Genomic DNA, 11,270 nt, shown 5'->3' on the forward strand with positions numbered 1-11,270 from the left:
TGGGTGAGAGGACGGTAGGCACCTGCCGCCGGTTGCGTCCGAGACGGTGAGAGCCGGGTAAAAAGGGGTGATCGTAGGCCCGCGCACCCGCTTCGCCCCGACCCGGCCTTGGCAGACTGGGCGCGTGCCCCAGACTGTGCTGCTCGCCGAAGACGACCGCGCCATCCGCCATGCCCTGGAGCGGGCCCTGACCCTGGAGGGCTACGAGGTGACGGCGGTGGCCGACGGCGTCGAGGCACTCGCGCAGGCCCACAAGACACCGCCGGACGTCCTCGTCCTGGACGTGATGATGCCCGGCATCGACGGGCTCCAGGTCTGCCGGGTCCTGCGCGCCGAGGGCGACCGCACCCCGATCCTGATGCTGACGGCCCTGGTGGAGACCGCCGACCGGATCGCCGGCCTCGACGCGGGCGCCGACGACTACGTCGTCAAGCCGTTCGACGTCGAGGAGGTCTTCGCCCGGCTCCGCGCCCTGCTGCGCCGCACCAGCCCGGCCCCCGCGGAACCGGCCGCCGCCCCCGCCGCCGAGGAAGCGCCGGCGAAGGCCCCGCACCTGCCCGAGCGGCAGGTCGAGGCGGCCGGGATCCGCATGGACGTCCAGGCCCGCCGGGTGTGGCGCGGCGCCCGCGAGGTGGAACTGACCCGCACCGAGTTCGAACTCCTCGAACTGCTGGTGCGCAACGCCGGCATCGTCCTCGACCACTCCACCATCTACGACCGCATCTGGGGCTACGACTTCGGTCCCGGCTCCAAGAACCTCGCCGTGTACGTCGGCTACCTGCGGCGCAAGCTCGACGAGCCGGGCGCCCCGCAGCTCATCCACACCGTCCGCGGTGTGGGGTACGTGCTGCGGGAGGACTGAGTGGGCCGCCTCGCGCGGCTGACGGACCGACCGCGGCGCCGGCTCTCGTCGCTGCGGACCACGTTCGCGGTGTCGTTCGCGGCGGTGACCGCCGTCGTCACGGTCCTGGTCGGCATCCTGTCGTACAACTCCGCCGCCCGTCTGGTACGCGTGGACCAGCAGTCCGTGTTCACCCAGGTCGTCCAGGACGTCCAGGACGAGGTCCGGCGCTACGACCGTACGCCCGAGGACTTCTCCTCCTCCCGCCCCGGCCACGAGGTCGTCCGGCCCAGCCGCACCGACGTCCAGGTGCTCGGCGCGCAGGGCCAGATCGTGGACCGCGGCAGCCCCCCGCTGCCCGTCACCGCCGACGACCGGGCCGTCGCCCTTGACGACGTCGCGGGCAAGACCATCGAGTACCAGGACGTGCCCGTCGCCGACGACGTGTACCGCATCGCCACCGTGGCGCTCGGCGACGGCCGCGGCGCCGTGCAGGTGGCCCAGGAGTTCAGCGACACCGAGGACCTGCTGCGCGCGCTCCAGCAGCGCACCCTGATCCTGATGGCGATCGTGGTCATCGCGGCCGGCCTGTGCGGCTGGTGGCTGGCGCGCCGCATCACCCGCCGGCTGGTGGTCCTCACCTCCGCCGCCGAGGACGTCGCCCGCACCCGGCGGCTCGGCGTCCAGGTGCCGGTCACCGGCTACGACGAAGTGGGCCGCCTGGGCCGTTCCTTCGACCGCATGCTCGGCCGCCTCGCCCAGTCCGAGGAGGACCAGCGCCGTCTGGTGCAGGACGCCGGCCATGAACTGCGCACCCCGCTGACCTCGCTGCGGACCAACATCTCGCTGCTGCGCCGCATCGACGAACTGCCGCCCGCCTCCCGCGAGGAACTGGTCGCCGACCTCGCCCAGGAGGCGCGCGAACTCACCGACCTCGTCAACGAGCTGGTCGACCTCGCCGCCGGGCAGTCCGACACCGAGCCGCCGCAACGCGTCGACCTCGCCGACATCGCCGAGGACGTCGCGGGCCTGACCCGCCGCCGCACCGGACGCGACATCGTGGTCCGCGCGAGCGGTGACACGACGGCGGACGGCCGGCCCGGCATGCTCCAGCGGGCCGTCTCCAACCTCGTGGAGAACGCGGCCAAGTTCGACCGGGGCGGCACGGCGCCCATCGAGATCGCCGTGCTGGGGCCGGCCCGGCCGGGCACGGTGCGCGTCGAGGTCCTGGACCGGGGTCCCGGCATCGCGGAGGGCGACCTGATCCGTGTCTTCGACCGCTTCTACCGCGCCGCCGACGCCCGTTCCCTGCCCGGGTCGGGCCTCGGCCTGTCGATCGTGCGTGAGGTGGCCATCGCCCACGGGGGCGCGCCGTTCGCCTGCCGGCGCGAGGGGGGCGGCGCCGTGATCGGGTTCACCGTGGGCGCCGAACGGGACCGGGCCGAGGGCGGCGCGGCGCCACGGTGAGGGGCGGCGCCACCGTGACGTGCGGCGCCACGGTGACGTGCGATGCCCACGGTGACGTGCGGCGCCACGGTGACGTGCGGGGGCTGGTCAGAACGGGTTCAGAACGGGTTCGGGCGCTGGTCAGGGCAGCCTCAAGGGCGGTCCGGGCAGTTCCGGGGAGGTGGACGCGGCCCTGGTGCCGGTCACTCCTTCGCCCAGCGCTGCGACGCCTTCCCGGTCGTGCAGGGCGTGGCCGACACGTTGCCGCCGAAACCGATGTCCAGGCAACTGCCGTTGAAGACGCTGACCAGGGTGCTGCCGGAGCCCGCGCGCCACAGCCGCGGGCTTCCGCCGTCGCAGGCGCCCACGAGCACGTTCTGCCCGCTGAAGTTCGCGCTCAGGCACTGGCCGCTCTGCTTGCTGACCAGCTGGAAGGCGCCGCCGGAGGCGCTGCGGACGGTCCACGCGGCGGTCGAGTCCGCGCAGTCACCGGTGGACGCGGCCATGTACTGGCTGGTCAGGCACTTTCCGGTGTCGCCGTTCTTGTAGAGGTGGGCGCCGCCGGACGGGGGCTGCCCACCGGAGCCGCCCCCCGCCGAGCCGCCCCCCGCCGAGCTGCCGGAACCGCTGCCAGAGCCCGAACCCGAACCGGATCCGGTGCCGGATCCGGTGCCGGATCCGGTGCCGGATCCGGTGCCGGACCCCGAGCCGGATCCTGAGTCCGAGCCCTTTCCGGTGCCGGTGCCGGATCTTGGTCCTGTCCCTGATCCGGTCCCCGCTCCGTTCGAGCCGGTGCGGTCGTCCGCGCCGCCACCGCCGTGGCCGCCCGAACCCGCCGCTGCCTTCCCGTCCTTCCCGTCCTTGCCGTCCTTCCCGCTCTTGCCGGGCGAGGCGGAAGCGGACGCCGTGGGCTTGGCCGGACCCGAGGGCGAGCCCGACGCGGACCCGGAGGGGGTGACCCCGGCGCTCGCCGAGGACAGGGGGGACGCGCCGGCCCGGGCGTCGGGCCCGGCGGAGAAGTAGGGGAGGAGCTGGACGGCGGTGGTGGCACCGGCGACGGCGACGACGGGTACGACGGCGAGCAGGATGCGGTTGCGGCGCCGGTGTTCCTTGCGCCCGCCGGACTTCGCCGGCTCCACGGCCGCGGGCTCCTTCGAGTCTCCCGGTTCCTTCGGGCCTCCCGGTTCCTTCGGGCCCCCGGGCTCCCGGCCCTCCGGTTCCTTCCTGTACCCGGAGTCCCCGGAGTCCCCGGAGTTCCCGGAGCCGTCGGAGCCCTCCGGTTCCTGCGTGGTGCCGGACTCCGCCGGTTCGGTGGCCCCGGGCTCCTGCGACGCGGGCCGCGCGGCCAGGAGTGCCTCGGCCGCCGGGACCGCGGCCGCGAACGCCGCCCGCCGGGCCAGCACCGCCGTGACCGACGGGGGCCACAGCGGCTCGGTGAACGGCCCCTTCGCGTCGGCGAGCCGCACCAGCTCGGCGGCGGTGGGGCGCCCCTCGGGGTCCTTGTCCAGACAGGCGGTGACGATGTCGGCGAGGGCCGCGTCGCACTCCCGGAGCCGCTGGAGGTCGGGCTCGTCATGGACGATGCGGTAGAGGAGGTCGAGGCCCGCGCCCTCGCCGAAGGGCGACCTGCCGCTGGCCGCGAAGGAGATCAGGGAACCCAGGGCGAACACGTCCGTGGCACCCGTCAGCGTCCGCGCTCCCGAGGCCTGTTCGGGTGACATGTACGCGGGGGTGCCGACCACCATGCCGGTCTTGGTCAGCCGGCTCTGGTCGGCGGCGCGGGCGACACCGAAGTCGATGAGGGTGCAGCCGTCGAGCGTCAGCATCACGTTCGACGGCTTGAGGTCCCGGTGCACCATGTCCAGGTCGTGCACCGTGCGCAGCGCCGCGGCGGACTCGCGCAGCAGCAGCCACAGCGCGTCGCCGGTCAGCCCGTCCCGGTGCAGCCCGACGGCCTCGCTCAGGGTGAGGCCGGGGACGTAGGCGGTGGCGAGCCAGGGCGGCTTGGCCTCGCGGTCGCTGGCCAGCAGCGGAGCGGTGGCGTGTTCGGGGAGGCGGGCGAGGTTGTCGAGTTCGTGTCCGAAGTGCCGCAGGAACCCCTGGTCCTCGGCGAGCAACGGGAGCACCTGTTTGACGGCGGCGTACCGTCCCTCGTGCACCCCCAGGTAGACCCGGCCCATGCCGCCCGTGCCGAGCTTGCCCACCAGCGGGATGGCGCCGATACGGAGGGGATCCTCCGCCCGCAGCGCTTCGGCGCCGCTGCCGCCCAGATCGAGCCCGCGACCTCGGTTCCCGTCCTGCTCCGCGCGGCTCTCGTCCTGCTCCGTGCGGCTTCCGTCCTGCTCCGCGCGGCTCCCGTCCCGTTCCGTGCGGTTCCCGTCGCCGTTCTCCGCCGTGTTCCCGTCTCCCCCGGACCCCGTCATGCCCCGAAGGCTACCGAACGCGAAATCCCCTGTCAGCGCGAGGACTTGGCGCCGGAACCGGCGGAACCGGCGGACCCGGCCGAACCGGCGGAATCCGTGGAATCCGTGGGTCCGGCGGGAGCGTCCGGCACGGACCGGCGCCCGCGGCGGGCGAACGACGGCAGCGCGGGCGGGGTGAGGAAGCCCTCGGCCCGGGCGCTGGCGATGCCGATGCGCGGGATGTCGGCGCTCTTGGCGAACAGCAGGAACCGCGGCTCCCACACCGGCCGGTACTTGGCGTTGGCGCGGTACAGGGACTCGATCTGCCACCAGCGGGAGAAGAAGGTGAGCACCGAACGCCACAGCCGCAGCACCGGGCCGGCCCCGAGCCGCGCGCCGCGTTCGAAGACGGAGCGGAACATCGCGAAGTTGAGCGAGACCCGCCGTACGCCGATCTCGCCCGCGCGCAGCAGGAGCTCCACGACCATGAACTCCATCAGGCCGTTCTCGCTGTCGCGGTCGCGGCGCATCAGGTCCAGCGACAGTCCCTGCTCGCCCCACGGCACGAAGCTCAGCAGTGCGCGCGGCTCGCCCTGCGCGTCGCGGCACTCCAGCATCACGCAGCGGCCGTCGGCCGGGTCGCCGAGACGGCCGAGCGCCATGGAGAAGCCGCGCTCGGTGGCGCCGTCGCGCCACTGGTCGGCACGCTCGACGAGCCGTGCCATCTCGTCGTCGGGGATGTCCTCGTGGCGGCGGATGGTGACCGTGTAACCGGCCCGGCGCACCCGGTTGTGGGCCTGCCGTACGACCCGCATGGCGCGCCCGTCCAGACTGAAGTCGGCGACGTCGACGATGGCTTCGTCGCCCAGTTCGAGGGCGTCCAGGCCGTGCCGGGCGTAGATCGTGCCGGCCTCCTCGCTCGCGCCCATGACGGCGGGTGCCCAGGCGTGCCTGCGGGCCTCGGACAGCCAGGCGTCGATGGCGCCGGGCCAGGCCTCCGGGTCACCGATGGGATCGCCGGAGGCGAGGCTGACACCGCCGACGACGCGGTAGGTGACGGCGGCCTTGCCGGTGGGGGAGAAGATGGCGGCCTTGTCGCGGCGGAGCGCGAAGTAGCCGAGGGAGTCGCGGTCGCCGTGCCGGTCGAGCAGGTCGCGCAGCCGCCTCTCGTCCTCCTCGCCGAGCAGCGCCCGGCCGCGCGGCGAGCGGAAGCAGACGTAGAGGACCAGCAGGAAGGTCGCCGCCATCAGGAGGTTGATGGTGATGTCCACCCAGCGGGGCGCGTGCACGGCGGGGACGCGGTCGGCCAGCGGGCCCACGCTGATGCTGCGCAGCAGGGTGTAGACGACCTTGTCGGCGAGGGGCGCGCCGGAGACCTTGTTGGTGGCGTCGACCAGCCAGGTGCCGAGGCCGCCGCTGAGCAGGATGCCGCCGGCGCCGACGGCCAGCGCGTCCCGGGGGTTGGAGCGGTCGCCGATGGCGTTGAACTCGCGGCGGCCGAGCAGCAGGGCGGCCACGAACCCCCCGGTGAGGGCGGCGGAGACCCAGTTGAACAGGTGGTCCTGGTAGCGGTCCTGGGTGAGGGCGAGCACGTAGAGCAGGAACAGCGGTCCGGCGAACAGCAGGTTGAACAGCCAGGCCGCCCGCTTGCGGCGGCGCATCACCATGGCCAGGAACAGCGCGAGCGCGGCCGAGACGAGGCCGGCGGTGGCCAGGTACGGGGTGAAGAACTCGCCGCCGTTGTGCTCGTGCACCTCCTCGCGGAACGGCAGGGAGAGCACCGCGACGATGTTGAGGGCCGCGAGCACCCGCAGGTACCAGACGGTGGCCGCGGCGGCTCCCGCCCGCAGCCGGGGGCCGGGGGCGAGGCGGACCGGGGCGCGGGACTCGCGCTGCGGGGGGATGAGGACGGACTGCCGTGCGGGCATGGGTGACTCGTCACCTCGGAGAGGGCCGCCGGGGAGGCGGAGGGGGACGGGAGAGGGGGACGGAAGGGGCTCGGGCGAGGCGGCCCTACAGTCTGTAGGGTAACGGAGCCCGGTGAACTGCCGCCTCCCACTGTTCCGGGAAAAGGTAAGGAACGGGTGGGGCGGCGCTTACTCGGCGGGACCGGGGTGGTGAACCGGGGGTGTGCCGCCGGCGGGGATGCCGGGCGGGCGGTCGCGGCCGGTGGCGTCGGTCCCCGCGGCGCCGGGTGCGGCATCGTGGGCGGGGATACCGCTGCCGGTGACCGGAGTGCCGCGGTCGCCGTGCGCGGGATCTTCCGCCGGACCGGTGTGCGGATGACGGCCGGGGCCGGTGGCCGCCTGCCTCCGGGGCGCCGTCAGGAGCCAGGCCAGGTTTCCCGCCGCGGCACCGGCCGCCACCGTGGCGCCGATGACGCCCGCCGTGGCGAAGCCGTCGTTGAACAGGTGAGGGTGCTGCGCGAGGCTGTGCAGCCCGAAGCCGCACAGTTCGTAGACCCCGACGGCGGCGACCGCCAGGCTCACCACGAGGACCGCGACCGTCGGCCCGAGCCCGCCCTTAGCCTCCTCGCCGAGCGAGGCGCCGGGCGCCGGGCAGCGCGCTTCCTGCATGGATCCCCCGTCGACGGTTGGATGGCGAGCCGGACCCTACAGTACGTAGTGCCGCGCGGGGAGGGAAACCGGCGGTCGCCGCGAAGGGCGCGGAGCCGGGCCGCGCTGTCCGGAGCGCCACCCTTCCGGCGAACGGCACGCCGCTCCGTCCGGGATCACGTCCCGGACCACGTCAGGGGCGCACGCGACGGGAGGAAGCCGCAAGGACCTCACGGGTGGAGGCCAGGGGTGGACGTCTCAGGTGCCGGGGGTGGACGTCCCAGGTGGATGTCACGGACGCGCGCGCCACGCGGGCGGCGTCACCGTGAGGACGGCGGCCCGCCGGTGGACGTCACTTGCGGGCCGCCCGGTCGAGTGCGCGGACGACGGCCTCCTCGCCCTGCCCGAGCAGGCTCTTCTCGAGGCTGTGGTCGTCCGAGCGGGAGAAGAGTTCGCCGCGTGCCACGTCCTCCGTGCCGAGCACGCGTCCGCACCATTCCCCCCGGCCGGCGGTGTGCCCGTCGAACGGCACGGAGGCGCCCTCGCCGAGTACCGCCCACCGGCCGCCGCTCCAGCGCAGGGCGAGCAGGTAGGTGTGGCCGGTCTCCAGGCGGGGGGCGTCCCCGGTCGTCCTCTTGATCCGGTCGCCGCTCTGCCGCATCACGCTCCACCCGGGGGCCACCAGGTCGAAGCTCCGGCCCAGCGACTGCCGGGGCCGGCCGGCGGACCACAGGAGGCGGTCCGTACGGAACGTCACCTTGCGGTCCGTCTGGTGACCGACCGGGCCCTTGGTGAAGTCCCGGCGTCCGGTGTCCTCCTCCTGCACGGGAGTGCCCACCACCACGTGGTCGGCCTGTGTGACCCAGTCCCGCGCGCTCTGGTCCGGATAGGTGTGGTCGGGGACGCCGCAGCCGACCACCGTGTCCAGACCCGAGGCACCGACGAAGACGCCTCCCGTGATGCCGGCGAAGGCCAGGCAGATGGCGACCACCGAGGTCGTCCGTGTCACTTCGCACCCCCCGATGCGTTTCCCGCGCCGCCCCGCGGCGGCGCTCCCTGTGCCGCCCTGGGCGGCGCTTCCCCTGCCGCCCCGGGCGGCGTCCGCTCGCGACCATGGTCGGTGATCGCAGCAGCCGTCATGATCACATGAGGTGCGCGGACTGTACACAGACGCCGCCCGCGGGCGCTGCACGCGGGAACCGCGCCCGGGCGGTGCGGCGTGCGCCCTGCGGGTGGCGGTCCGAGGTGCGCGACGGCCGCCGTTGTGGAAACGTGAGTCGGCCCTCGCCGCTGCCGGACCGGGCCGGATCGCGCTCGACCGGTTCTTCCGCCGGGGCGGGGAGGCCGGCCGGGAGCCGCCCTCGCCGCCGGCCTCGGCGGCGCCGGGGCGGCCGTCACCCCGGCCCTCTGAGAACGCCCTGCCGGGACCGGACCGCCCATGGGACCATCGCCCGTCCAACGGGTGCGGGTCCGAGCGCGGAGGCGGTGGGTGACGGTGGTGGCCGGCTGGGAGTGGGACGACACGCTGTTCGCGGGGACCGCCGCGTACTACCGGCGCGGGAGGCTTCCCTACGCCCCCGGGCTGGCGGACGTGCTCGCCGGGGCACTGGAACCGGACGGGCGCGGGCGCCTCCTCGACGTGGGATGCGGACCGGGAACCCTCGCCCTGGACCTGGCGCCCCTGTTCGGCGAGATCGTCGGCGTGGACCCGGACCGCGGGATGATCGCCGAGGCCGCGCGGGTGGCCGGTGAGCGGGGCGTGGGCGGGAAGGCGCGGTGGGTGCGGGCCCGGGCCGAGGAACTGCCGGCGGGACTCGGGACGTTCACCGTCGCCGCCTTCGGCCAGTCCTTCCACTGGATGGACCGCGATCTGGTGGCGGCGACCGTCCGTACGATGCTCCGCCCCGGCGGGGCCCTGGTGCACATCTCGGACCTGAAGACGGAGACCCTCACCGCGGTCGGTCTGCCGCACCCCGCCGTCCCCTACGCGGCGATCGAGCAGCTGGTCAGGGACTACCTGGGGCCGGTCCGGCGGGCGGGCAGGGGGACGCTGCCGCAGGGAACGCCCGGCGGTGAGGCGGCGGTGCTCGCACGGGCCGGGTTCGGCGGTCCCGACCGCCATGTCGTCAGCGGCGGGCAGGCGCTGGAACGCGCTGACGACGACGTCGTCGCCTGGGTGTTCTCGATGTCGTTCTCGGCCCCGCACCTGTTCGGCCCGCGCCGCGAGGACTTCGAGGCGGAGCTGCGCGGGCTGCTCCGGAAAGCCTCCCCGTCAGGACGGTTCTCCGAACGCCGGCCGAGCACGGAGGTCTTCGTCTGGAGGAGGGATCCGATCGCCCCGGCGCCTCGCCCCGTGCTGTGACCGGCGGGTCGTCCGAGCGGGAACCGCACGGCCGGGCGGGCCGGTGCCCCGCCCGCAGGCGCGCCGCCGGCATCTGCGGGCCGCGCCGGTGCGCGGGTGTCCACGGGCCCGGGAGGAACGGTTCGCTTCCGCCTGCACGCGCCCGAGCGGTCAGCCGGAACCGGGGCCGGGGCTTTCGGGTGCTTCGTGCGCGGCGCGGCGGTACTCGGCGTTGATGCGCTGAGCCTCCTCGAGCTGGTCCTCGAGGATGATGATGCGGCACGCGGCCTCGATGGGGGTTCCCCGGTCGACGAGCTCGCGGGCGCGGGCGGCGATCCGCAGCTGGTAGCGGGAGTACCGGCGATGCCCGCCCTCCGAGCGCAGGGGGGTGATGAGACGGGCCTCACCGATGGCTCGCAGGAAGCCAGGGGTGGTGCCGAGCATTTCGGCGGCCCGGCCCATGGTGTAGGCGGGGTAGTCGTCGTCGTCCAGACGATTGCTGAGCGGAGTATCTGCTGCCATGTCACCTCGTTGTACAACGCGTCGAGGGGCCCTGGTGCCGTACAGCACCAGGGCCCCGAAGGAAATGAAACACCATCTGCCGGCCCTCATGCTCGGCCGACCTTCTGTTTCCGCTACCCGGCCCGGCTAGGGGCGGGGTGCGGGGATCGCGGCTGCGTGACCGGGGACCACCATCCAATCCGGGGTCTTGCGGTACCCGGGCCGAGAACTGCTCGGGCCGGGCGATCCTGATGGCGTCTGCTCCTCCGTCCTTTCTCCGAACCGACCACTTGCGAACGGGTACTGCGCTACTGCTCCCCGGCAGTTCGTGTCTGCCGGCTCTCACTGGACCGTCTCAACGAGAAAAAGGCTAACTGCGTGAGAGGCCGATGTCTACTCTGGCAAGAGCAGATTTTCTCGCCCGGGATCCGCAGCTCTCCGGTGACCCGCGACGAAGGGGCGGATGAGGGGCGGATGCGGGGCGGCGCGGGGGGCGATACGACGACGAGGGCCCTGCCGACGCGTGTCGGCAGGGCCCTCATCAGGTGTTCGCGGCGGTCTTCCGCCTGTCTTCGCGCTCCGGGCGGGGTGGATCAGCCGGTGGGGGCGAGGACGTCCCGCAGACGGATCCGGTCCGTGTACGCGGGGCTGCCGCGGAGAACGGCGAGCCGGGCCAGGGTGATCAGGCCCGTGCTCCGGTCGTCGCCGTCGCACAGGACGAGGTGATCGACACGGGCGCCCGCCATGAGGGACAGCGCCACCTCGACCGTCATGTCGTCACTGACCCGGGGCCCGGACGGGCCCCTGCCGCCGGGCACGGCCTGGGGGGAGCCGTCCGCTGCCTGGTACTGCGGCTGAACTGTCGTCACAGGTGCCTCCTGCCGGAAGGAACGGGCTGGTGATCAGGGCTTACGCGGCCGAGCCGAGGCCGGCCCGCCGTGGGGCGCCGCGGCGCGCGGCCTCGCCCGCGGGCCGGCCCTGTCCTGCGCGCCCCCGGGAGCCCCGGCGGCCACGGGCCGGGGAAGACGCGCCGCGCGGACGTTCCCTCTCCGGTTCGGTGATGGTGACGGGGGTGCCGGTGGGGATGCGGGCGCCGGTGATGCGGTGGAGTTCGGTGTCGCCTGCGCGGACGGGGGTGATGTGGGGGGTGATGCCGGCGGTGGTCATGAGGCGGTTGATGTCGC

Annotated in this window: 9 protein-coding genes and 1 pseudogene; 3 read left to right on the top strand and 7 right to left on the bottom strand. The window is 74.1% G+C overall.

Features of this window, described 5'->3' with window-relative positions; all coding sequences use genetic code 11:
• Positions 1–136 precede the first annotated feature (136 nt).
• Both IG64_RS31630 and IG64_RS31635 read left to right on the top strand, forming a co-directional pair.
• A complete protein-coding gene (locus tag IG64_RS31630; RefSeq protein ID WP_037862482.1) occupies positions 137–862 on the top strand; it encodes a response regulator transcription factor in 726 nt (241 codons plus the stop codon).
• Entirely contained in the window at positions 863–2,308 is a 1,446-nt protein-coding gene (locus tag IG64_RS31635) for a sensor histidine kinase (protein WP_037862460.1), read from the top strand.
• Positions 2,309–2,490: 182 nt separating this feature from the next.
• Here IG64_RS31635 and IG64_RS31640 read toward each other — a convergent pair whose 3' ends face one another.
• From IG64_RS31640 to IG64_RS31655, 4 genes are all read right to left on the bottom strand, one after another.
• Entirely contained in the window at positions 2,491–4,710 is a 2,220-nt protein-coding gene (locus IG64_RS31640) for a serine/threonine-protein kinase (RefSeq protein WP_078884336.1), read from the bottom strand.
• Between the two features lie 32 nt (positions 4,711–4,742).
• The gene (locus tag IG64_RS31645; RefSeq protein WP_051813551.1) at positions 4,743–6,617 is read right to left on the bottom strand and encodes a phosphatidylglycerol lysyltransferase domain-containing protein; all 1,875 of its coding nucleotides are present in this window, start codon (positions 6,615–6,617) and stop codon (positions 4,743–4,745) included.
• A 168-nt stretch (positions 6,618–6,785) separates the two neighbouring features.
• Positions 6,786–7,265 carry a hypothetical protein gene (locus IG64_RS42550; protein WP_234438675.1) on the bottom strand — a complete coding sequence of 160 codons (480 nt, stop codon included), beginning with the start codon at positions 7,263–7,265 and terminating at the stop codon, positions 6,786–6,788.
• A 331-nt stretch (positions 7,266–7,596) separates the two neighbouring features.
• Entirely contained in the window at positions 7,597–8,253 is a 657-nt protein-coding gene (locus IG64_RS31655; protein WP_037862462.1) for a hypothetical protein, read from the bottom strand.
• 486 nt (positions 8,254–8,739) lie between these two features.
• Between IG64_RS31655 and IG64_RS31660 the strand changes: the two genes are divergently transcribed.
• On the top strand, positions 8,740–9,606 hold the full coding sequence (locus IG64_RS31660; RefSeq protein ID WP_234438676.1) for a class I SAM-dependent methyltransferase: 867 nt from the start codon (positions 8,740–8,742) through the stop codon (positions 9,604–9,606).
• A 150-nt stretch (positions 9,607–9,756) separates the two neighbouring features.
• Here the strand turns inward: IG64_RS31660 and IG64_RS31665 are convergent, their stop codons facing one another.
• The 3 genes and pseudogenes from IG64_RS31665 to IG64_RS31675 form a co-directional block, all read right to left on the bottom strand.
• Positions 9,757–10,107 carry a MerR family transcriptional regulator gene (locus tag IG64_RS31665; RefSeq protein ID WP_037862464.1) on the bottom strand — a complete coding sequence of 117 codons (351 nt, stop codon included), beginning with the start codon at positions 10,105–10,107 and terminating at the stop codon, positions 9,757–9,759.
• Positions 10,108–10,679: 572 nt separating this feature from the next.
• On the bottom strand, positions 10,680–10,859 hold the full coding sequence (locus tag IG64_RS31670) for a CBS domain-containing protein (RefSeq protein ID WP_420710023.1): 180 nt from the start codon (positions 10,857–10,859) through the stop codon (positions 10,680–10,682).
• Positions 10,860–10,995: 136 nt separating this feature from the next.
• Positions 10,996–11,270, bottom strand: a pseudogene (locus tag IG64_RS31675) (ATP-dependent helicase); the annotation flags it as partial.

The organism is Streptomyces sp. NRRL S-340, assembly GCF_000720185.1.
Classification (GTDB): Bacteria; Actinomycetota; Actinomycetes; order Streptomycetales; family Streptomycetaceae; genus Streptomyces.